This window comes from Massilia cellulosiltytica (assembly GCF_047325105.1).
Taxonomy (GTDB): Bacteria; Pseudomonadota; Gammaproteobacteria; order Burkholderiales; family Burkholderiaceae_D; genus Telluria; species Telluria orientalis.
Map to the genome: position 1 here is coordinate 3,905,738 of NZ_CP168562.1, position 22,026 is coordinate 3,927,763.

General features: G+C 67.2%; 17 protein-coding genes and 1 riboswitch. Of the genes, 11 read left to right on the forward strand and 6 right to left on the reverse strand.

Annotated elements, in window-relative coordinates:
- The first annotated feature begins 189 nt into the window (after positions 1–189).
- The 5 genes from ACEN9H_RS17055 to ACEN9H_RS17075 all read left to right on the forward strand — a co-directional run bounded on the left by ACEN9H_RS17055 (position 190) and on the right by ACEN9H_RS17075 (position 9,074).
- On the forward strand, positions 190–912 hold the full coding sequence (locus tag ACEN9H_RS17055; protein WP_413671358.1) for a response regulator: 723 nt from the start codon (positions 190–192) through the stop codon (positions 910–912).
- 248 nt (positions 913–1,160) lie between these two features.
- Positions 1,161–4,205, forward strand: a complete 3,045-nt coding sequence (locus tag ACEN9H_RS17060) for an ATP-binding protein (RefSeq protein ID WP_413671359.1) — start codon at positions 1,161–1,163, stop codon at positions 4,203–4,205.
- A gap of 158 nt (positions 4,206–4,363) precedes the next feature.
- Positions 4,364–5,386 carry a diguanylate cyclase domain-containing protein gene (locus ACEN9H_RS17065; RefSeq protein WP_413671360.1) on the forward strand — a complete coding sequence of 341 codons (1,023 nt, stop codon included), beginning with the start codon at positions 4,364–4,366 and terminating at the stop codon, positions 5,384–5,386.
- Positions 5,387–5,519: 133 nt separating this feature from the next.
- Positions 5,520–6,446 (forward strand): hypothetical protein, encoded by a 927-nt coding sequence (locus ACEN9H_RS17070; RefSeq protein ID WP_413671361.1) that lies wholly within the window; start codon positions 5,520–5,522, stop codon positions 6,444–6,446.
- A gap of 309 nt (positions 6,447–6,755) precedes the next feature.
- Complete coding sequence (locus tag ACEN9H_RS17075; protein ID WP_413671362.1) at positions 6,756–9,074, forward strand: TonB-dependent receptor; 2,319 nt, start codon at positions 6,756–6,758, stop codon at positions 9,072–9,074.
- A gap of 52 nt (positions 9,075–9,126) precedes the next feature.
- Here the strand turns inward: ACEN9H_RS17075 and ACEN9H_RS17080 are convergent, their stop codons facing one another.
- Entirely contained in the window at positions 9,127–9,573 is a 447-nt protein-coding gene (locus ACEN9H_RS17080; protein ID WP_229412137.1) for a hypothetical protein, read from the reverse strand.
- A 226-nt stretch (positions 9,574–9,799) separates the two neighbouring features.
- Between ACEN9H_RS17080 and ACEN9H_RS17085 the strand changes: the two genes are divergently transcribed.
- Positions 9,800–11,455 carry a response regulator gene (locus ACEN9H_RS17085; protein ID WP_413671363.1) on the forward strand — a complete coding sequence of 552 codons (1,656 nt, stop codon included), beginning with the start codon at positions 9,800–9,802 and terminating at the stop codon, positions 11,453–11,455.
- Between the two features lie 9 nt (positions 11,456–11,464).
- On the opposite strand, the gene ACEN9H_RS17090 is transcribed toward ACEN9H_RS17085, so the two are convergent.
- Positions 11,465–11,974, reverse strand: a complete 510-nt coding sequence (locus ACEN9H_RS17090) for a hemerythrin domain-containing protein (RefSeq protein WP_413671364.1) — start codon at positions 11,972–11,974, stop codon at positions 11,465–11,467.
- Positions 11,975–12,130: 156 nt separating this feature from the next.
- Here ACEN9H_RS17090 and ACEN9H_RS17095 point away from each other — a divergent pair, with 156 nt between their 5' ends.
- Complete coding sequence (locus ACEN9H_RS17095; RefSeq protein WP_413671365.1) at positions 12,131–12,844, forward strand: sensor histidine kinase; 714 nt, start codon at positions 12,131–12,133, stop codon at positions 12,842–12,844.
- 15 nt (positions 12,845–12,859) lie between these two features.
- Here the strand turns inward: ACEN9H_RS17095 and ACEN9H_RS17100 are convergent, their stop codons facing one another.
- On the reverse strand, positions 12,860–14,164 hold the full coding sequence (locus tag ACEN9H_RS17100) for an NAD(P)/FAD-dependent oxidoreductase (protein WP_413671366.1): 1,305 nt from the start codon (positions 14,162–14,164) through the stop codon (positions 12,860–12,862).
- 79 nt (positions 14,165–14,243) lie between these two features.
- Positions 14,244–14,747 (reverse strand): hypothetical protein, encoded by a 504-nt coding sequence (locus ACEN9H_RS17105; RefSeq protein ID WP_056131354.1) that lies wholly within the window; start codon positions 14,745–14,747, stop codon positions 14,244–14,246.
- Positions 14,748–14,925: 178 nt separating this feature from the next.
- Between ACEN9H_RS17105 and ACEN9H_RS17110 the strand changes: the two genes are divergently transcribed.
- The 4 genes from ACEN9H_RS17110 (at position 14,926) to ACEN9H_RS17125 (ending at position 18,661) form a co-directional block, all read left to right on the forward strand.
- Positions 14,926–15,597 (forward strand): hypothetical protein, encoded by a 672-nt coding sequence (locus ACEN9H_RS17110; protein WP_413671367.1) that lies wholly within the window; start codon positions 14,926–14,928, stop codon positions 15,595–15,597.
- A 65-nt stretch (positions 15,598–15,662) separates the two neighbouring features.
- Positions 15,663–15,791, forward strand: coding sequence for a hypothetical protein (locus ACEN9H_RS17115; protein ID WP_267873850.1), 129 nt, complete (start codon positions 15,663–15,665; stop codon positions 15,789–15,791).
- 91 nt (positions 15,792–15,882) lie between these two features.
- A riboswitch (TPP riboswitch) is annotated at positions 15,883–15,987 on the forward strand.
- A complete protein-coding gene (locus ACEN9H_RS17120) occupies positions 15,974–17,347 on the forward strand; it encodes a D-amino acid dehydrogenase (protein WP_413671368.1) in 1,374 nt (457 codons plus the stop codon). It overlaps the preceding riboswitch by 14 nt.
- Before the next feature lie 45 nt (positions 17,348–17,392).
- Positions 17,393–18,661 (forward strand): DEAD/DEAH box helicase, encoded by a 1,269-nt coding sequence (locus ACEN9H_RS17125; protein WP_413671369.1) that lies wholly within the window; start codon positions 17,393–17,395, stop codon positions 18,659–18,661.
- Between the two features lie 167 nt (positions 18,662–18,828).
- Here ACEN9H_RS17125 and ACEN9H_RS17130 read toward each other — a convergent pair whose 3' ends face one another.
- Entirely contained in the window at positions 18,829–19,326 is a 498-nt protein-coding gene (locus ACEN9H_RS17130) for an N-acetyltransferase family protein (protein WP_413671370.1), read from the reverse strand.
- Complete coding sequence (locus ACEN9H_RS17135; protein ID WP_413671371.1) at positions 19,323–22,013, reverse strand: GNAT family N-acetyltransferase; 2,691 nt, start codon at positions 22,011–22,013, stop codon at positions 19,323–19,325. The genes ACEN9H_RS17130 and ACEN9H_RS17135 overlap by 4 nt, the downstream gene beginning before the upstream one ends.
- Positions 22,014–22,026: the final 13 nt, after the last annotated feature.

Below are 22,026 nucleotides of genomic sequence, written 5' to 3' on the forward strand. Positions count from 1 at the left end.
GCAGTCGTGTCGCCCCCTGCTTACAATTTGGGGTACTATGCAACCTCTTTTCGTTTAGATAACAATATTTACCGCGCTATGCTCCATCCCGGCAGGTCCGCACACTCTTCCAGTTCCTACGACTGGTCCGCTTCCCGGCTCGGCGAACCGCAGCAATGGCCGCAGGCACTGAGGCTGGCCGCCGACGTCATGTTCAACACGCCCCTGCCCATGCTGCTCGTGTGGGGACGCGACATGACGATGCTGTTCAACGACGCCTACGGCGCGCTGGCCGGGCCGGCGTACGGACGGGTCCCCGGCGGCGGCGTACCGCCCGTGATGCCGCCGCCGCTGGCGGTGGCGGGCGACGAGCTGCGGCGCGCCTGGAGCGGCGAGGCCGCGTACGCGCCGGACCGCAACCTCATGTTCGCGGGCAGCGCGGGCGGCAGCGGCCATTACGACCTGTATTTCACGCCCGTGCGGGCGGACGGCGACGCCGTCGCGGGCGTGCTGTGCGCGCTGGCGCCCGCCGCGCCCGTGGCGGAAGTGCCGGCCGAGTCGGCCGGTCCCATGCGCATCCTCGTCGTCGAAGACAACGTCGACTCGCAATACCTCGTGTGCGAGATGCTGCGCGCCTTCGGCCACGAGGCGGACGGCGTCGGCCATCCGAACGACGCGCTGGCGCGCCTGGCGGCCGGGCAATACGACGTGTTGTTCACGGACGTCAGCTTGCCCGGCATGTCCGGCGTCGACCTGGCACGCCAGGCCGTGACGCAAGCGCCGTCGATGCGGGTGATCTTCGCGTCGGGCTATGGCGACACCCTGCTGCGCCACGTTGAATTCCCCTACCTGTCGCTGCAGAAGCCCTACGAGCTGGACCAGCTCCAGCAGGCGCTCGACAAGGTGGCGCATCCTCTGCCGGTGCGCACCTGAACGATGGCCCAAAGGTGTGCAACAAAGCGCCCGGGCTGGGCTAGAATCGGTGTACGGCTCATTACGCGCCGTGGACGGACGTGCCCGCGACGGCTGTGCCCGTCCATTTTGCGCGGCACCACCGTCGCGCGCGCAGAGCCCAACGCGATGATTGATTTCGAGCCCACCGGCAGTGCACCCCGCCTCTCCGAGCTGACAGACATGCTCGACCCGGCGCCGTCCGCGGTGGTCTCGCGGGGAGGCGTACGGTGAGCAACGAGCGCGACGAGCTGCGGCATCCCTCCGCGCAGCCCGCTGCTGCCGCGGCCGCGACCGCGCGCGAACTGCAGGAAGCGCGCGAAGCCCTGCGCGCGGCCAATGCGCGCATGGAAAACATGCTCGAGAGCCTGGTCGACGGCTTCTGCGCGGTCGACCACCAATGGCGCATCATGTACATCAACGGGCGCGCGCTGGAGATGCTCGCGCCCCTGCAAAAGACCCGCCCCAGCCTGGTCGGCCACGACCTGTGGGCCTCGTTCCCCGAACTGCGCGGCAGCATGCTCGAAACCGTCTACCGGCGCGCGATGGTCAGCCGCGAGACGGCGATCCAGGAATTCTTCTGGCCGGCGCTGAAACGCTGGTTCGAGGTGCGCGCCCATCCGTCGCCGGACGGCCTGACGCTGTACTTCCAGGACATCAACCGGCGCAAGGCCGACCAGCAGGCCCTGCAGCAAGGCAACAGCCGCCTGCAGGTGGCGCTGGCCGCGGGCCGCCTGGGCGACTGGCGCTGGGACGCCGCCAGCGACCGCGTGATGCTGGGCGAACGGGCGGCCGCCATCTTCGGCCTGCCGGCCGAGCAGCCGCTCGCGTGGAGCGAACTGCGCGCCCGCATCGACCCGGGCGACCGCGAAAGCGTGCGCCGCGCCGTGCTGCAAGCCTTTGCCGGCCACAGCGACCTCGAACTGGAATGCCGCCTGCCGGGCCCGAGCGGCGAACCGCGCTGGGTGGCGCTCGTGGGCCGCGCCGATTACGCCGACCAGGCGCGGCGCGAAGGCGTGCTCGGCATGACCGGCGTGGTGCAGGACGTCACGGCCCGGCGCAGCGCCGCGGATGCCCTGCGCCAGAGCGAGGAGGTATTGCGCGCGCTGGCCAACACGATCCCGCAGCTGGCCTGGATGGCGCAGGCCGACGGCGCCATCGTCTGGTTCAACGAGCGCTGGTTCGAATACACCGGCACGACGCCGGACCAGGTCGTGGGCTGGGGTTGGCAGACGGCCGTCGAGCCGACCGTGCTGCCTGCCGTGCTGGAGCGCTGGAGCGCCAGCATCAAGAGCGGCAATCCGTTCGAAATGGAATACCCGATCCGTGGCGCGGACGGCCAGTACCGCTGGTTCCTCACGCGGGTGAATCCCGTCCGCGACCGCCACGGCAAGGTCTTGCGCTGGTTCGGCACGGACACGGACGTCGACGAGGTCAAGCGGGCCGAGCAGGCGCTGCGGGACGAATCGCACGTGCTCGAACTGCTCAACAGCACCGGCAGCGCGCTCGCTTCCACACGCGACCTGCGCTCGCTGCTGCAAGTCGCCACGGACGCCGCCACGGGCATCGCCGGCGCGCGCCAGGGTGCGTTCCTGTACCACGGACGCAACGACGGCAACGAGCCCGATGCGAACAACCTGTTCACCCTGTACACCGTGTCCGGCGGCAGTCCGGTCGGATTCGAAGCGTTCGGCGCGGCCGGTCCCACCGGCCTGTTCGGCCCGGGCCTGCTGGACCATCCGGCGGGCGTGATCCGCTCCGGCGACGTCACGCTCGACGCACGCCTGCACGACGCGCCCCCGTTCGGCCTGCCGGCGGGTCACCCGGCCGTGCGCAGCTATCTCGCCGTGCCCGTCGTCGGCCATTCCGGCGAGTTGCTCGGCACCATGTTCTTCGGCCACCCCGAAGCGGACGTGTTCAGCGAACGCACGGAACGCATCGTGCGCGGCATCGCGGCCCAGGCCGCCGTCGCCATCGACAACGTGCGGCTGTACGAAGCCGCCCAGCGCGCGGCCGAGGAGCGCAAGGTGCTGCTCGAAAGCGAGCGCCAGGCGCGCGCCGAGGCCGAACGGACGAGCCAGATGAAGGACGAATTCCTGGCCACGCTGTCGCACGAACTGCGCACGCCGCTGTCGGCGATCCTCGGCTGGGCCCAGGTGCTGCGGCGCGGCAGCCGCGACCAGAACGACCTGCAGAAAGGCTTGCAGACGATCGAGCGCAACGCCCGCGCCCAGGCCCAGCTGATCGAAGACCTGCTCGACATGAGCCGCATCACGTCCGGCAAGGTCCTGCTCGACATGCAGGCCGTGGCGCCGGCGAGCTTCATCGACGCGGCCATCGAGACGGTGCGCCCCGCGGCCGATGCGAAAAACATCCGCATCGACAAGCAGTACGCGGCCGATCCGGGCCTCGTCGCGGGCGATCCGGCGCGCCTGCAGCAAGTCGTGTGGAACCTGCTGTCGAACGCGATCAAGTTCACGCCGCGCGATGGCCAGGTCGGCATCGAACTCGCCCGCAACGATGCGAGCGTCGCCATCACCGTGCGCGACAACGGCGCGGGCATCCGGCCGGAATTCATCACCCACGTATTCGAACGGTTCCGCCAGGCGGACGCATCGATGACGCGCCGCCACGGCGGCCTCGGCCTGGGTCTCGCGATCGTGAAACACCTGATCGAGCAGCACGGCGGCACCGTCCGCGCCGAGAGCGCCGGCGAAGGCAAGGGCGCCAGCTTCACCATCGAATTGCCGCTCGCCAAGCAGCAACCGCCGGCGACGCGCAGCGCACGCGCCGCGATGATCCTGCCGACGCCCGCCACGCCGGAGATGACGGTGCTCGACCTGTCCGGCGTCAACGTGCTGGTGGTCGACGACGACCGCGATGCGCGCGAACTGATCAAGCGCATCCTGAGCGATTGCGGCGCGTCCGTCCGTATCGCCGCCAGCGCGCGCGATGCGTTCGCCCTGTTCAAGGAACGCGTGCCGAACCTCCTGATCAGCGACCTGGGCATGCCGGAAGTGGACGGCTTCGAACTGCTCGACTGGGTCCGCCACCTGGGACGCGAGGAAGGCAGCCAGGTCCCGGCCATCGCCCTGACCGCATTCGCCCGCTCGGAAGACCGGCTAAGCGCGCTGGAGGCCGGATTTTCGGCGCATATCTCCAAACCGGTCGAACCGAGTGAACTAATTGCAACAGTTGCTTCCGTTGTCGGCCCCTCGTCCCCGTTCGTGAATCGTGCCGACGCAGCCACGGCGGGCAGAAATGGCGTACGCTAATAGGGACTCGAGGAATACGAAAGATGTTCCTACCCAAGGACGCGGCGCTGTCCTACAAGAAATTCTCGGCGTTTTGCTAGACTATGAAATGTTGTTCTAGAGCTGGTATGAGTAGTTAAGGAACAAATAATACCGGCCTTGATTTGACGAGAGTACGCATGCCCAGCCGACAAGACATCCTGAACGCGAAGATCCTGGTCGTAGATGATTCCCCGGACAATATCGAACTGATGGAAGAGATATTGCGCGAGGAAGGCTACACCGACGTCAGTTCGACGATGCTGCCGGAACAGGTGTGCCCGCTGCATCGCGAACACAACTACGACCTGATCCTGCTCGACCTGCAAATGCCGGGCCTGAACGGTTTCCAGGTCATGAAAGGCCTGAAGGAAATCGAACAGGGCGGTTACCTGCCCGTGCTCGCCCTGACGGCACAGCCCAGCTTCAAGATCGCCGCGCTGGAAGCCGGCGCCCGTGATTTCATCAGCAAGCCGTTCGACCTGCTCGAAGTGCACAAGCGCATCCATAACATGCTGGAAGTGCGCCTGCTGTACAAGGAACTGGCCCAGTACAGCCGCGCCCAGCAGGAACTGGCGCTGCTCGACGCCCTCACCGGCCTGCCGAACCGCCGCCTGCTGGAAGACCGCATCGAAACGGCCCTGCAGCACGCCAACCGCAACCACCACAAGGCCGCGGTGATGTACCTCGACCTGGACGGCTTCAAGGCGATCAACGATACATACGGCCACGCCTACGGCGACGAGATCCTCAAGATGGTGTCGCAACGCCTGCTGTCGAATTCGCGCAAGGAAGACACGGTGGCGCGCCTTGGCGGCGACGAATTCATCGTCCTGCTGGCCGACGTGCACAGCCTGGCCGATGCGCAGGGACCGGCCGCCAAGCTCGTCGAAGCGCTGTCCGAACCGTTCTTCATCAACGACCTGACCCTGCAGTTGTCGACGAGTATCGGCATCAGCCTGTATCCGGACGACGCGGAAAACGTCGTCGACCTGATCAGCATCGCCGACTACGCGCTGTACGAAGCGAAGCGCGCCGGCAAGAACCGCTATTGCGCCAACGGCAGCGCCGCGCGCCAGGCCGCGCTGGCCGTCAAGCCGACCATGCCGCCACCGGCCACGCCGGCCGTCGCGCCATCGCCGGAGCTGGCGCAGCATCGCTGACCGTCGCCGTCCCCATCTCGAATGCCCGCCTTGCGCGGGCATTTTGTTTTTCTCTTTACAACATTCCCCACCTCTAATGTAAGATTTCACAATTGCAATTTAGCATTTTCGATTTTTTACTTTTGAGGATCTCATGGAAGACCTGAAGGAACCGGCTACCGCCACGCCCGTCCACCCTGCCCGGCCGTCCCGCCGCTGGAGCCGCCTGGTGCTGTATGTGCTGGCCACGGTCGGCGCGCTCGCCCTGGCCCTGATCGCGCTTGCTTACTGGCTGCACGCGCAAGATGCGCGCAAACGCGTCACGATCGACGAAGCCGCCGTCATCGACGACGTGATGGGCCAGACCTACGGCAAATACTCCGCCGCGAAAAAGGGGTGGCTGTACGTGGGCGAAGACAGCGTGACGTATCTGATGCGCGTGGTGCAGCAGGCGAAGATTCCCGACGGGGCGGCTGGCGACGAGCTGTATTTCGTCGCAGGCGGGGCCGCCGTGAACGGCGACGGCCAGGCGGTGTATGGCGTGTTCTACGTGCACCCGGACGGCAAGGACGGCGGCCTGGCCCAGGAAAATACGCAGGTCCGCTTCCTCTCCAACGCCCCGGTCAAGCCTGAACAGGTCCGCTTCGAAGCCCTCAGCGACAACCTGTGGGGCTGGGTCGTCAAGACGCGCTGGGACGCCGAGCCGGACAGCGAAGCCGTCACGACCATGAATACGGTGCTGGCACCGCACGACGGCCAGATCGCCGTGCTGGGAGAATTCCTCGCCGCACGCGACGGGAAACCGGAGGGGTCCTGCGCGGACGCGAAGGCCGCGTACGACGCCTGGCTGGCGCAGATCGCGAACACGGAGGATGGCGACGACGGCGGCATACCGCCGACCCGCTGCGACAAGCGCCGCTGGACCTATCGCACGGCCACCGTCAACGGCAATATCCCCGTGCCGATCACGGTGACGGCGGGCGGCACGCTGGACGACAAGCCGGTGGAAGCACAAACCTGGAAGCTGATGTTCGACACCAGGACGTTCAGCTACGACATCCCGCCGGACCTGCAGAACTAGCGTCGGTGTTGGCCATTAACAACAGGGGAAACGTTGCTTGAATCATACGCCGGGCATGCCACGGGATGCCCCGGCACCGGCTTTCGCCGCCGTCCTCTCTCTGGAATCCGCAAATACGATCGTGAACGGCAACCCGTCACTATGCAACAGTCGGTCGGCACAGGCAAATACCGTTTAGTTAAGCAATTTATACGTTTTCAAAATATATACATCGACATCTTTTCGAAATGTCTTTACTGCTAGGATGAGTAATCTTTGCCAAATGACAAAGAGAATAAAAACAAGCATCAAGACAAGGAAGAGATATCCATGAGCGTACGCCCTACCCGCCTGTTCGCCCGCACGCTGCTCGCCGCCGCCGTGACGAGCGCCTTTCCCATGATTGCCCTGGCGGATGAGCCGGACCAGGCCGCCACCGCACAAGACAACGCCGCCGTCGCGAAGCCCGCCGGCCAGCGCCTGGAAACCGTGATCGTGACCGCCCAGCGGCGCGCCGAGAACCTCAAGGAAGTCCCGATGTCGGTCACCGCCATCAAGGGCGAGAAGCTGGACGTGCTGACGTCGGGCGGCGCCGACATCCGCTTCCTGGCGGGCCGCTCGCCCTCGCTGAACGTCGAATCGGACTACGGCCGCTCGTTCCCCCGCTTTTACATCCGCGGCCAGGGCAATACCGACTTCGACCTGAATGCGTCGCAGCCGGTCGGCCTCGTTGTCGACGACATCGTGCAGGAAAGCCCCATGCTGAAGGGCTTCCCCGTGTTCGACGTGGACCAGGTCGAAGTGCTGCGCGGCCCGCAGGGGACCCTGTTCGGCCGTAACTCGCCCGCCGGCGTGATCAAGTTCGATTCCGCGAAACCGGTGTTCAAGACGGAAGGCTATGCCGTGCTCGGCGCCGGCAACTACGGCACGATCAATGCGGAAGGCGCGTACAACGTGCCGCTGTCGGACATGCTGGCGCTGCGCGTCTCGCTGCAGTCGCAGCACCGCAACGACCGCGTGCACAACCCGCGGCCCAACGCCTACACCCGCGATTTCGAAGGCTACGACGACAACGCCGCGCGCATCCAGCTGCTGTTCAAGCCGACGCGCGACTTCTCCGCGCTGTTCAATGCCCACGGCCGCGACATGAAGGGCAATGCGACCCTGTTCCGCGCGAATATCATCAAGAAGGGCACGAACGACCTCGTCGACGGCTTCGACTACGACCGCTACCCCACCGACGGCGGCAACAGCCAGACCTTGCGCACCAGCGGCGCCAACCTGCGCCTGCGCTGGGACCTGGACGGCATGACCCTGCACTCGATCACGGGTTACGAGCACGCGTCCTTCTACAGCCGCGGCGACGTGGACGGCGGCTTCGGCGCCGTGTATGCCCCACCGATGGGACCGAACTATCCTGGCCAGAACGCCTTCATCCCGTTCACCGTCGAGACGGCCGACCTGCTGCCGGAACACGACCAGACGACGCAGGAATTCCGCCTCGAATCGAACACGAAGGATCCGCTCCAGTGGATGGCCGGCGTGTTCTATTTCAACGAACACATCCGCATCGATTCGATCAGCTTCAACACGCTGGCGCCGGGCAATCCGCAGAACGACGCCTACGCAACGCAGACGCAGGACGCCCGTTCGTGGGCGGTGTTCGGCACGCTGAACTACAAGGTCTCGGACCAGCTGAAACTGCGCGGCGGCGTGCGCTATACGAGCGACAACAAGGACTTCGTCGCGCAGCGCTTCGAACCGCCGCAGACGAGCGGCCCGCTGCCGCTGCACAGCGATTCGCACAACGTGAGCTGGGATGCATCGGCGACGTATGCGCTGGATGCAGACACGAATCTGTTCGCGCGCGTGGCGACCGGCTACCGCGCACCATCGATGCAGGGCCGCCTGAACGGCCTCGGCGACAAACCGTCGATCGCGGGTGCGGAAAAGGCGTTGTCGTATGAAGCGGGCATCAAGGCCGACCTGCTCGACCGCCGCGCGCGCCTGTCCGCGACGGCGTTCCAGTACCGCGTGAAGGACAAGCAGCTGACGGCCGGCAGCGGCACGATCAATATGAACCAGCTGATCAACGCGGAGAAGGTCACGGGCCAGGGCGTGGAACTGGACTTCCAGGCGATCCTGGCGGACGACTGGCGCGCGAGCATCGGCGCGAGCTACAACGACACCGAGATCAAGGATCCGAACCTGTTCGTGCAGACCTGCGGCAACCAGCCCAACACGGGCGGCGTGAACGGCTGCACCCCGACCGGCGCGCCCGGCCCGTTCCCGTACACGCAGAAGCTGAACGGCCTGCCGCTGCCCCGTTCGCCGAAATGGCAGACGAACTTCACGCTGCGCTACTCGCATCCGCTGGCCGACGGTGAACTGTATGCGCTGACGGACTGGTCGTACCGCACCGAGTACAACATGTTCCTGTACGAAGCCAAGGAGTACAAGGCGAAGGCCCTGCTGGAAGGCGGCCTGCGGGTCGGCTACAAGTGGGACAACGGCAAGTACGAGGTTGCCGCATTCGCCCGCAACATCACCAACCGCATCCAGGTGGTGGCGGCGATCGACTTCGACAACCTCACGGGCATCGTCAACGAACCGCGCAACTATGGCGCGCAGTTCCGCGTGAACTTCTGATGATCCGATAGCAACAGCGGGCGTGCGCCGCCTGGCGCACGCCCGCGATGGATCAGGCGGCTCCGGCCGTCTTTTCCCCGCCCGGGCCCAGCGCCCGGCAACCGACCGCCTGCTCGTTGTGCGCCTCGATGGCGGCCGCGTTCTGGTGGTCCGAGCTTGCATCCACCTTTTCCGGCGCTACCTCGATACGGGTGATGCTGGATGCCACCGACACCGGGTCGCTGGCCGGGAACGTCATTTCCACGGCGTCGTCGAGCAGCGTTTCCTTGGCCATGGCTTCGCGCGGCTCGGCCTCGGCGCTGGCCATCGTGCGGATCGCACGGGCCCATTTCACGACCTTCAGGTCTGCCAGGTCGGCAATGGTATTGATACCGAACGCATCACGCAACGCATCCGCCTGCTGCTGGGTGACGTCGCGCAGCGCCGTCACGGGCTGGTGCACCAGTTCGCGGAAACATTTGTCGTGATGGGTGTCGTTTACGATGATTTGAATATTCATGTCTGTCCTTTCAAGTGGGCCCCTGACACGTTGCCACTATCGCATACGGCCTTGACACGGTATGTGCGGCACCGAACGATGACCGCGCACGATTGGTTTTCGGGTAAGGACGCGCCCGTGCTACCATGACGAATTGCAACAGTTTTTATCAACTTATTTTGCAAAACGGCATGCTCTGCTATCCTGCCGAGCTTGTGAATACAGTTTCCGAGCCTGTTCGAACGCCGTGTCCCTTACCGAAAAACCGAAGATTCTCGTCGTCAACGACGACGCCGCCAGCCTGCTTGCACTGACGAGCCTGCTGGAGCAATGGGCCGACGAAAGCAATTACGAGGTCCTGTCCGCGCGCTCCGGCCAGGATGCGCTGCGCCAGGTACTCCGTCACGATTTCGCGGTGATCCTGCTCGACGTGAACATGCCCGGCATGGACGGATTCGAAACGGCCGAGGCGATCCACCTGCGTCCCCGCTCCGCCGACATCCCGATCATCTTCGTCACGGCCTTCCTCGCCGACGAGATCGACCGCCTGAAGGCCTATCAGCGCGGCGCCGCCGATTTCCTGTTCACGCCCGTGATCCCGCAGGTGCTGCGCGCCAAAGTGCAGGTGTTCGTGGCGCTCGCGACGAAGAACGAGCAACTGAAGCGCCAGGCGGAAAAGCTGTCCCAGCGCACGACCGAGCTGACCGCGACCAATAAACGTCTCGTGCGCGAGATGGAAGAGCGGCGCGCGGCCGAACGCAAGAGCAGCGCCAAGGACGAATTCCTCGCCATGCTGGGCCATGAGTTGCGCAACCCGCTGTCCGCCATCAGCAGCGCCGGTTCGCTGCTCGGCATGCCGGGCGTCAGCGGCGATGCGATCACGCGGGCCCGCGTGATCATCCAGCGCCAAAGCCAGCATTTGTCGCGCATCGTCGACGATTTATTGGATTTGTCGCGCGCCATGTCAGGCAAGATCCTGCTGTCGCGCAAGCGCCTGGACATCGCCACGCTCGTCTCCAGCTGCCTCGACACGTTCCGCGCGACGGGCCGCACGACCGGCTACGACATCGACGCGCAACTGGCGCCGGCCTGGGTCGACGGCGACGCGACGCGGCTGGAACAGATCGCGACGAACCTCATCGACAACGCGCTGAAATACACGCCGGCCGGCGGCCGCATCGAGATCACGGTGGTGCCGATCGGCGAAGACGTCGTGCTGCGCGTGAGCGATTCCGGCGTCGGCATCGCGCCGGACCTGCTGCCGCACGTGTTCGACGTGTTCGTGCAGGGCGCGATCTCGATCGACCGCTCGCAGGGCGGCCTCGGGATCGGCCTGTCGCTCGTGCGCCGCCTCGTCGAACTGCATGGCGGCACCGTGAGCGCCTGCAGCCCCGGCAACAGCAGCGGCAGCACGTTCGAGATCCGCCTGCCGCGCACCGACGCGGCGCTGTCCGCCGACGCGCCCGCGCGCGCCCGGCCGCAGGAAGCGGGCAAGCCGAAAATCCTGCTGATCGAAGACAACGACGACGGCCGCGAGATGATGGCGACGATGCTCGCCTCGTTCGGCTATCCGGTGTTGCAGGCAGGCGACGGCCTGGAAGGCGTACGCGTGGCATGCTCGGAAACGCCGGACGTGGCCCTCGTCGATATCGGACTTCCCGGCATCGATGGCTACGAAGTGGCGCGCCGCTTGCGCCAGGACCCGGCGGCGCGTGCGATCCGGCTGATCGCGGTGACGGGTTACGGTCTCGAAGAAGACCAGCGCCGCGTCATGGAGGCGGGCTTCGACCTGCACCTGGTGAAGCCCGTGGATCTGAATGCCCTGCTCGAACAGCTGGCCGCCGCGGCGCCCGCTCCGGACGACGCGGGCCGGCCGCAAATCAAGCCGGCGGCCGCCGGCTGACCGACAGGATTACAGCGTCGACATCAGTTCCTGCTTGCGCAATGCCATTTCCTGGCCCAGCGCCAGCAGGTCGAGACCCGCCTTCTTCGCCTTCGGGAACATCTCTTTCTCTTCTTCCTTGACGTGGTGCTCGATCTGTTCGCTGAGCACTTTCACTTTCGCGTCGTACAGCTCGTCGTCCGGCTGCATTTCCTGCAGCTGCTTGATGAGGTCTTTCGCCGCGGCGTGCTCGACGATCGCCTCGTCGACCATGTCCTCGCCCTCCTCGACGTTTGCCGCGCGCACGGCCGGATAGAAGATTTCCTCTTCGATGGTCGTGTGGGCGATCAGCGCCTTGCAGATCTTGTCCTTCAGCTTTTCCTTGCTGGTAGTGGCGCGGTCGCCCAGCTGCTCGAACTGTTCGAACATCTCGGCCACTTCGCGGTGGTCGGCGGTCAGGAGGGCGATGGCGTCCTGGCCTGCGGCCATGGTGTTCGACTGGGTGCCGGCCTGTGCGCCGGATTGGGTTCTCGTGCTCATGTTGACTCCTTCAGTGGGGTTATCGGCGCTCGGCCAGAGCCCTTAGAATGACCGGATCTGCAACATCGGACTGTACGGGAACTCACAAAGACGATTCCTGCGCCGTCCCGGCCCAAGCTGTTGTATCATCCCGAGAAACATAATTTGGTTGCCTTCATGAAAGTTTCGGAACCTCATCCGCCGGATTCCGGAGAAGACAGCCAGCATGCGGCGCGTGCCGCCGAGCTGGCCGAACTCCTGGCCCATATGACGACCTGCTGGGACGAAGAACGACGCCTGCTGGCCCGCCGGCTGCACGACAGCCTCGGTTCGTCGATGACGGCGCTGACGATGCATCTCGGCCTGCTGTCGCAGCACCTGCAGGACCAGCCGCAGCGCGACCGCGCCGCGCAGATGAAGCAACTGCTGAACAACATCATCGAGACCAACCGCAAGATGCAGTTGGCGCTCTGGAACGACAAGCTGGAATTCCTCGGTCCCAAGGCCGCCATCGCGGAACTCGTGCAGGAATGGGGCCGCGAACACGGCATCAAGGCGAAAGCCAGCATGCCGGACGAAGATCCCGACTACACCCGCGCCCAGGGCGTGGCACTGCTGCGCTGCGCCGAGGAAGGCCTGCGCAACATCGTCAGGCACGCGCAGGCGGCGAAGGTCGACGTGATCCTCGACGACGACGGCGACCAGGCCATGCTGACGGTGCGCGACGATGGCGTCGGCCCCGGCACGGCCGCCTCGCCGCCCGCGAACTGCTACGGCCTGCGCATGCTGCGCGAACGGGCCCGCACGCTGGGCGGCACCCTGACCATCGGCGCCGGACCGGACGGCAAGGGCACCGCGCTCACGCTGGTCTTTCCAAAACAGGGAACCTGAGAGACGACGTCACGCTCAGTGCAGTTTGACGAGCGGCGTCGTCCGCCGGATCAGGAAGCGCGCGAACGCCATCAGGCCCGTGCGCAGCGACCCCAGCACGGCCTTGTGGTGCATCAGGTGCAGGCTCATGTACATGATGCGCGCCATGAACCCTTCCACGAACAGGCTGGCGCCCCGTAGCGAACCCATCAGGCTGCCCACCGTCGTCTCGCGGCCGATCGAGACGAGCGACCCGTAATCGCGGTAGACGTAGGGATCCTTCTGCGCTTGTTCGCCCTTGTCGAGGCGCAGGAACGTCTTGAGCAGGTAGTCGGCCTGCTGGTGCGCGGCCTGGGCGCGCGGCGGCACGGGCTTGCCGTTGCCGTCCGTGCAGGCCGCGCAGTCGCCCAGCGCATACACGTCGGGCACGCCTTGTACGCGCAGGTGCGCGTCCACCTCGATCTGGCCGCCCTTCGCGACCGGCAGCCCCAGCGAGCCCAGGAATTCCGGCGCGCGGATGCCCGCCGCCCACACGCACAGGTCGGCCGGATAGACATTGCCCTTGTTGTCGCTGACCTGTTTCGGGCCGATGCCGTTCACGCGGCAATCCGTCACGACGCGGATGGCGCGCTGGTCGAGCAGGCGCGCGGCCGCGGCGGACACCCGCTCGGGCAGCGGCGCGAGGATCCGCGGCGCGCCCTCGAGCAGGGTGATGCGCACGTCGCGCTTGACCTGCAGGCGCCGGAAGCCATACGCGGCATACACGCCGGACGCTTCGCGCAATTCCGCCGCCAGTTCGACGCCCGTGGCGCCGCCGCCGATGATGACGATGTCGAGGCCGGAGCCGCCGGCGCCGTCCTCGTTCTGCTGCTCGGCCTGGGCGAGCAGGCGCAGCAGGCGCAGGCGGAACCGTTCCGCGTCCTCGGTGGCATTCAGGGAAATCGTGTGTTCACGCGCGCCGGGCACGCCGAAATAATTCGACGTGCTGCCGACGGCGATCACGAGCGAGCGGTAGCCGAGCGTGCGTTCGGGCAGCACCTCCTCGCCGTCGCCGGCCGCGGTGACGGGGGCGATCGTGATGCGGCGCGCGGCCGCGTCCAGCGCCGTCATGGCGCCGTACACGAAGGAAAAGCCGCGGTCGTGCGCGAGCATCTGGTACGACAGGCCTTCCTGGTGGATGTCCAGCGTGCCGGCCGCCACCTCGTGCAGCGATGGTTTCCACACGTGGTACAGCCGGCTGTCGACCAGCGTCACCTTGTCCGGGCCGAGTTTGCGGCCCAGTTTGCAGGCCAGCTCCAGTCCGCCAGCCCCGCCGCCCACGATCACGATATCGCTTTGCAAGCCTGCCTCCGTCGGTCGCGCCCGTTGCCGGGCTCACGCAGGCAGTTTACTACGGGGCGGCGAAACCGCCCGGCACGGATCAGTCGTGGCCGTGTCCGTGACCCTTGCCGTGACCGTTGCCATGGCCATGACCATTGCCGTGGCCGTGACCGCGGTCCCAGTCGCCATGGCCGCGGTCGTCGCGGTACTCGACGCGCTCGACGACACGCACTTCGCGCGGGCCGCCGCGGTAGTCGCCGCGGTAGCCGACATGCTCGCGGTAGCGCGGCACATAGGTGTTCGTGTACCACTCGTCGCGCACGAACAGGACCGGACGGCCGCAGGCGCCGTAGCGGCCGCAGTACCTGGCCCAGTGCTTGCGGTGGCCCGGCGGCACGCGCAGGTACACGGGCTCCGCGACGTAGTGCGGCGCCGGCGTGATGATCACCGGCTGCGGCGCGTACACGACGGGACGCGGCACGTAGTCGCCGATGTCGATGCGGCCATAGAAGCCGGGCTGGCCGATGCTGACGGAGACGTTGGTCTGGGCCAGGGCCGGGAGGGAGGCGGCGCACAGCGCCACGCCGAAGATCAGGGCTTTCATAGGATGACCTCGTTGTAATGTTTAAATGAAGTTTATCAAACGAAATCATATGCACAATTCACTGCAACACCTGCTTACATTGTCGTTCCGGGCGGGATTACAACAAACCGCAGCGCAACAATTCCACTGCGGTAAGTGCGCAGCTACAATCGCGGCCTCAACCACTGAAAGGCTATCGATGTTCGCGAAATACACCGTGCTGGCCACGGCCGCCCTGCTGGCGGCGGGCGCCGCCAACGCGCAGGTCGGCGCAACGGCCGACGTCGGCTCCACCGGCGTGGGCTTCCACGTCGTCGTGCCGATGGAAACCTATTTGAACGGGCGCTTCGGCGTCAACTACTTCCGCCACGACTTCGACAAGACGTCCGGCGGCGTCGACTACGACATCAAGGGAAAGCTGCAGACGTTCGACGTGCTGTTCGACTGGTACCTGACCGAAGGCAGCAGCTTCCACCTGACCGGTGGCCTCGTCTACAACGGCAACAAGTTCAATGCGAAGGCGAAGCCCAACGGCCTCGGCGGCTTCACGCTGAACGGCCACGCGTACACGGCCGCCGACGTCGGCCTGCTGACGGGCCGCATCGACTACCGCAAGGCCGCGCCCTACCTCGGCATCGGCTGGGGCAACGCGCTGGCCCGCTCGTCGCGCTGGACCACGAACGTCGATCTCGGCGTCTTCTACCAGGGCAACCCGAACGTCCAGCTGGCCAGCGTCGGCTGCACGGTGTCGAACACGGTCTGCAAGACCCTCGCCAACGACGTCGCCGTGGAACGCCTGCGCCTGCGCGACGACGTCGATGCGTTGAAGGTCTATCCGGTCGTGCGCGCGAGCATCGGCTACCAGTTCTGACGATGTGACCGGCGCGCCGCGCGCCGCGGCGTTGCGCTAGGATGCCGCCAAAGGAGGCGCACATCATGAACCATCGCGCACGCTGGAGCCTGCTGCTCCTGGCCTGCCTCATGCTGGTGGCCTGCCAGGACCGGCGCGAACCGGTGAAACCCACCGTCGTGCTGGCCTCGGCCGCCATCGCCGTCACGGCCTGACCGCGCGCCTGCCGCGCGGCCTGCCCCACTTCCGGCCCCACCGCGGGCCGGTGTCCCGTTGCATCCTCGTGTTAGAATCTTCCCTGCCATAAGGCAACGCTAGGGGTCCTGCAGCCGCCACCGCGGCTGCGGGTGAGAAACACCCTCCGAACCTGATCTGGGTAATGCCAGCGAAGGGAAGCATGCGGATTCCGGTCGCGCACCGGCTCCGGTACTCCCTTGCCGGCTCCACCCGTCGCACTTACGAGGAGCCGCATGCATCATCCCGATATCGACCCGGTCGCGCGCCCATGAACGTGATCGTCCTGGGCGCCGGCGTCGTCGGCACCGCATCCGCCTGGTATCTCGCCGAAGCCGGCCACGACGTCACCGTCATCGAACGCCGGAGCGGCGCCGCGCAGGAGACGAGCTTCGCCAACGGCTGCCAGATCTCCGTCTCGCACGCCGAACCGTGGGCCACGCCCGCCGGCCTGCTGAAGGTCGTGCAGTCCCTGGGCCGCGCCGATGCGCCGCTGCTGTTCCGCCTGCAGGCCGATCCGCTGCAATGGCGCTGGTGCCTGCAGTTCGTGCGCGAATGCGCGCCCGGCCGCGTGGCCGCCAACCTGCGCCGGATCGTCGCCATGGCCGAGTACAGCCGCCGCAGCCTGCAGGCATTGCGTGCGCGCACCGGCATCGAGTACGACAGCCTCACGCGCGGCATCCTGCACTTCTACACGGACGCACGGGAATTCGAGCGGGCCTGCCATGCGGCCGCCGCGATGCGCGACCTGGGCTGCCCGCGCATGACGGTCGATGCCGACGAGGCCGTGCGGATCGAGCCGGCCCTCGCGACCGTGCGCCGCAAGCTCGTCGGCGCCGACTTCACGGCCACCGACGAATCGGGCGACGTCCATCGCTTCACGACGCAGCTCGCGGCACGCGGCGCGGCCGCCGGCATCCGTTTCACCTACAACACGACCGTCACGCGCCTGCTGGCCGAAGGCGACCGCATCCGCGGCGTGGAAATCATCGATGCGGACGGCCGGCACCGCGTGCTGCATGCGGACGCCGTCGTGGTCGCCCTAGGCAGTTTTTCCGTCGGCCTGCTGGCGCCGCTGGGCATCCGGCTGCTGATCTATCCGGGCAAGGGATATTCCGCCACCTATCCCATCCTCGACCCGGACGCGGCGCCCACGGTCTCGCTGACGGACGACGGCCACAAGCTCGTGTTCTCGCGCCTCGGCGACCGCCTGCGCGTGGCCGGCACGTGCGAACTGAACGGCTACACGCGCGACTTGAACCCCGTGCGCTGCGACGCGATCACGCGCCGCGTGCGCGCGCTGTTCCCGGATGCCTGCGACTACGCCAACCCGACATACTGGGCCGGCCTGCGCCCGCTGACGCCGTCGAACGTCCCGTACATCGGCCGCACGCGGTTCGCGAACCTGTACCTGAACACGGGGCATGGCACGCTGGGCTGGACGATGGGCTGCGGGTCGGGGCGGGCGATCGCGGACATCGTGTCGGGGAGAAGGCCCGAGGTCGACTTCGCATTTACCGGCGGTTTCGAGGCTTAGCGGTTACACTGTCGCCTTTCGAAAAGAATAGCCGCTTCCGCCACCATGTCGTTCGCATCGCTCGGCCTGATCGACCAGATCACGCGCACCCTCGCCTCGCTGTCCTACACCACGCCCACCGCCGTCCAGGCGCAGGCGATTCCCGCCGTGCTGGCCGGGCGCGACGTCATGGCGGCCGCCCAGACAGGCACCGGCAAGACGGCCGGTTTCGCCCTGCCCCTGCTGCAGCGGCTCGTGATGGACGGCGTGCAGGTGGCGGCCAATTCGGCGCGTTCCCTGATCCTCGTGCCGACGCGCGAACTGGCCGAACAGGTGCACGAGAGCGTGCGCGCCTACGGGGCCGGACTGCCGCTGCGCACGATGGTCGCGTACGGCGGCGTCAGCATCAATCCGCAGATGATGCGCCTGCGTAAAGGCGTCGACGTCCTCGTCGCTACGCCGGGCCGCCTGCTCGACCTGCAGCGCCAGAACGCGGTGCGCTTCAACCAGGTGCAGACGCTCGTGCTGGACGAAGCGGACCGCATGCTCGATCTCGGCTTTTCGCGCGACATCGACAACCTGCTCGCGCTGCTGCCGAAACGCCGCCAGACGCTGCTCTTCTCCGCCACCTTCTCCGATCCGATCCGGGCGCTGGCGACGAAGCTGCTGGCCGATCCGGTCAGCATCGAGGCCACGCCGCGCAACACGACCGTGAAGGCGATCCGCCAGTGGATCGTCCCGGTCGACAAGAAGCGCAAGCCGGACCTGTTCCTGCACCTGCTGAAGCGCCACGACTGGCCGCAGGTCCTCGCGTTCGTGAAGACGCGCAAGGGCGTCGACCAGCTCGTCGACCTGCTCGACGCGAAAGGCATCGCGGCCGACTCGATCCACGGCGACAAGCCGCAGCCCGCCCGCCTGCGCGCGCTCGACCGCTTCAAGGCGGGCGAGGTGCGCGTGCTCGTCGCGACCGACGTCGCCGCGCGCGGCCTGGACATCGAGGAACTGCCGGTCGTCGTCAACGTCGACCTGCCCATCGTGGCGGAAGACTATGTGCACCGCACGGGCCGCACGGGCCGCGCGGGGGCGTCCGGCGACGCGGTGTCGCTCGTGTGCGCGGACGAAGTCCAGCAGCTGGCCGCCATCGAGGCGCTGACGCAGCAGGCCTTGGAGCGCCAGGAGGAAGCCGGCTTCGAGCCCGAGCACCGCGTGCCGCAGACAAATGCGGCCGGGCAGGTCGTCAAGAAGCCGAAGAAACCGAAGAAACCGAAAGGCGGCACGAAGGACGCGCGTGGCGACGCACCCGTCGTGCAGGAAGACGTGCGGTTCAGGCGCTGAGCGGTCTGCCGGCGCCGCGCGCTCCCGGCTGCAGCGCCAGGTAATGCCCGGCGCGGAAGAACACGTAAAAGAGGAGCGTCAGCGGCATCGCGTTCGGACCGCAGTCGAGCACCTGCGCACTGCCTTCCGCGAATCACGGTTTAACACGAGCCAGCGGGGTGCCCCGGTCAAAGCGCCCGGTACATGATATGAGCATCGACGTAGCCGTGCCGGATATGATCGAACGCGTCGGGCACGGTCCCGATGACGGCAAAGCCCAGGCTGCGGTACAGGGCGAGCGCTGGCAGGTTGCAGCCGAGGACCTGGTTGAACTGCATGGCCCGAAAGCCGGCAGCCTTCGCCGAGGCCATGCAATGTTCGACCAGCGCCCGGCCGACGCCACGACGCCGTGCGTGTGCGCCGACCAGGAAGGTGGCCGTGGCGACGTGTGCACCTCGCCCCGGCATGGCCGGCCCGTAGCGATACATGCCGAGCACGCCGCCACCGTCGCAGGCGAGCACACAGCCCCTGGCTCCCAGCCAGACCTGATCGATCATGTCCGCATCGATGCCGTCGACGAACGGCAGTGCGCTGCCTTCCGCGCACACCGCTTGCAACAGTCCGAGCATCGCGCCTGCATCGCCACGTGTTGCCGGCCGCATTTCCATCTTGTCGTTCGACGTCACCGCAGCTCCAGCCAGAATTTACGCACCCCCTCGTCCTCGTCCACCGGCCCGACGGTGAACCCGAGCTTCTTCACGAGGCCGATGACGGGCGCGTTTTGCGGCAGCGCCTCGCCCACGATCTCGCGCGTGCCGCGCGCACGGCAGTACGCGATCAGCTTGTTCATCAGCATGACGCCCAGGCCCTTGCCCTTCAGGTCGGAGCGCACCGTCACGGCGAATTCCGCGCTCATGTTGTCCGGGTCCGCCACGACGCGGGCCACGGCGAGCGTCTCGGGATGGCCGTCCGGACCCATGCGCGTGGCGATGAAGGCCATCTCGCGGTCGTAGTCGATCTGCGTGAAGCGCGCCAGCTGCGCGGGCTGCAGCTCGCGCACGCGCACGAACATGCGGTAGCGGACGTCGTCCGGCGTCAGCGCGTTGAAGAACGCCACGTGGGCGGCGCCGTCTTCCGGGCGGATCGGCCGCAGCAGGATCGTCCCGCCCTGCCACGGCACGACGTCTTCCAGCTCGACCGGATACGGCCGGATCGCGAGCCGGTCGAGCGCATTGCCGGCGCGGTCGGCCATCGCGATGCGCATGCGCGCGTCCAGCACGACGGCGCCGTTGGCGTCCGCGAGGAGCGGATTGATGTCCAGCTCGACGATCTCCGGCACCTCGGCGATGAGGCGCGCCACCTGCACGAGCACGGCGGCGATCGCGTCCAGGTCCGCGGCCGGGTGATTGCGGTAGCCGGCCAGCTGGCGCGCGACGCGCGTGCGCGCGATGAGGTCGCGCGCCAGCACCGTGTTCAGTGGCGGCAGCGCGACGGCGTGGTCGTTCACCGCTTCCACCGCGAGGCCGCCCTGGCCGAACAGGATCACGGGCCCGAACACGGGGTCGGTCGCCGCGCCCGCGATCAGTTCGTGCGCTTCCGGATTGCGCGCCATCGCCTGTACGATGAAGCCGTCCAGGCGCGCATCCGGCTTCAGTTCCGCGAGGCGTCGCGCCATGCGCTCCGTCGCCGCGCGCACGGCGTCGGGCGAGTCCAGGTCGAGCGAGACGCCGCCCACGTCCGACTTCTGCACCACGTCCGGCGACAGGATTTTCACGGCGACCGGATAGCCGATGTCCGCTGCCATCGCCACCGCCTCGTCCGGCGTCGCCGCAGCGCGCGTAGGGACGGTGGGGATGCCGTAGGCGTCGAGGATCGCCTTCGTGTCCGGGTCGTCCAGCAGGTAACGGCCCGTCCGGCGTCCCCGTTCCAGCGCGGCGCGCACGAGGCCGCGCGCGCGTTCGCGGTCCGGTTCGCCGTCGCCGACGGACGCCGGCACTTCCATCAGCAACTGCTGGTTGCGGCGGAAGTTCACGATCTGCAGGAAGCCGTTCACGGCCGCTTCCGGCGTGCGGTAGGCCGGCATGCCCGCTTCGTACGCGATCGTGCGCGCCTCGCCCACGGACTGCAGCCCGAGCCAGCACGCGAGCACGTTGCGCGACGACGCCTTCGCCAGCGGCGCCACGGCGCGCGCCACGTCGGCCGGATCGACGACGGCGTTCGGCGCGTGGATCATGACGACGGCGTTGGCCTGCGGGTCGTGCAGCAGCACGTCGATGACGTCGCGGTAGCGCTCCGGCGGCGCATCGCCGCGCAGGTTCAGCTCACCGGTGCCGCTCCATTCGGGCACGAGGTCGCGCAGCCTGGACACCGTCTCCGGCGCGAGTTCGGCCTGCTGGCCGCCGCCGTATTGCAGCGCGTCGCTCGCCAGCACGACGGGGCCGGCGCCGTTGCCGAGGAGCGCCAGCCGCTCGCCGAACAGCGGCTTCGCACGGGCGAGCGTCTCCACGGCGGCGAACAGCTGGTCGGTCGTGTACACGCGCAGCATGCCGGCGCGGCGGATCGCGGCGTCGTAGACGTCATCCGGCCGCGCGAGCACGCCGGAGAGACAGGCCCCGGCCGTCGCCGCTTCCAGCGAGCGTCCGGCCTTGAGCATCAAGGTCGGCTTGCTGCGCGCCGCCGCGCGCGCGGCCGACATGAACTTGCGGGCATAACGCACGCTTTCCGCATGCACCAGGATCGCGGAGGTGCCGGGATCGCTGGCCAGGTAATCGAGCACGTCGCCGAAGTCGACGTCGGACGATTCCCCCAGCGCGAGGATCGTGGAAAAGCCGACGTTGCGCGTGCGTGCCCAATCGAGCACGCCCGCCATCAGCGCGCCCGATTCGGACACGAACGCGATCCGCCCCGCCGCCGCGCCGCCCATCGCGATGCTCGCGTTCAGGCCGATGCCGGGCGCCAGCAGCCCGGAACTGTTCGGGCCGAGGATGCGCAGCAAGTACGGGTTGGCGGCATCGAGCATCGCCTGCTTGATGCTGCGGCCGCGCAGGTCGCGCGCCGTCGACACGCCGGCGCTCATCACGATGGCCGCCCGCGTCCCCAGCTCGCCGAGGCTGCGCACGATGCCGGGGATGGTGGACGGGGGCGTGCAGATGATCGCCAGGTCCGGCGCCGCCGGCAGCCGCGCGACGTCCGGCCAGACCTCCAGGCCGTCCAGCGTCTCGTACTTCGGGTTCACGGGGTACAACTGCCCCTTGAAGCCCCCTTCGCGCAGGTTGCGCAGCATGGTCGCGCCGACGCTTCCCGGACGTTCGGACGCGCCGACGAGCGCCACCGATTTCGGGGCAAACAGTTGCTTGAGATTACGTACGCTCATCCACCGCTCCCAG

Coding starts and splice junctions, on each gene's coding strand:
- ACEN9H_RS17055 (WP_413671358.1), top strand. CDS start 190: ATGTTCAACACGCCCCTGCCCATGCTGCTCGTGTGGGGACGCGACATG.
- ACEN9H_RS17065 (WP_413671360.1), top strand. CDS start 4,364: ATGCCCAGCCGACAAGACATCCTGAACGCGAAGATCCTGGTCGTAGAT.
- ACEN9H_RS17070 (WP_413671361.1), top strand. CDS start 5,520: ATGGAAGACCTGAAGGAACCGGCTACCGCCACGCCCGTCCACCCTGCC.
- ACEN9H_RS17075 (WP_413671362.1), top strand. CDS start 6,756: ATGAGCGTACGCCCTACCCGCCTGTTCGCCCGCACGCTGCTCGCCGCC.
- ACEN9H_RS17080 (WP_229412137.1), bottom strand. CDS start 9,573: ATGAATATTCAAATCATCGTAAACGACACCCATCACGACAAATGTTTC.
- ACEN9H_RS17090 (WP_413671364.1), bottom strand. CDS start 11,974: ATGAGCACGAGAACCCAATCCGGCGCACAGGCCGGCACCCAGTCGAAC.
- ACEN9H_RS17095 (WP_413671365.1), top strand. CDS start 12,131: ATGAAAGTTTCGGAACCTCATCCGCCGGATTCCGGAGAAGACAGCCAG.
- ACEN9H_RS17105 (WP_056131354.1), bottom strand. CDS start 14,747: ATGAAAGCCCTGATCTTCGGCGTGGCGCTGTGCGCCGCCTCCCTCCCG.
- ACEN9H_RS17110 (WP_413671367.1), top strand. CDS start 14,926: ATGTTCGCGAAATACACCGTGCTGGCCACGGCCGCCCTGCTGGCGGCG.
- ACEN9H_RS17115 (WP_267873850.1), top strand. CDS start 15,663: ATGAACCATCGCGCACGCTGGAGCCTGCTGCTCCTGGCCTGCCTCATG.
- ACEN9H_RS17120 (WP_413671368.1), top strand. CDS start 15,974: ATGCGGATTCCGGTCGCGCACCGGCTCCGGTACTCCCTTGCCGGCTCC.
- ACEN9H_RS17125 (WP_413671369.1), top strand. CDS start 17,393: ATGTCGTTCGCATCGCTCGGCCTGATCGACCAGATCACGCGCACCCTC.
- ACEN9H_RS17135 (WP_413671371.1), bottom strand. CDS start 22,013: ATGAGCGTACGTAATCTCAAGCAACTGTTTGCCCCGAAATCGGTGGCG.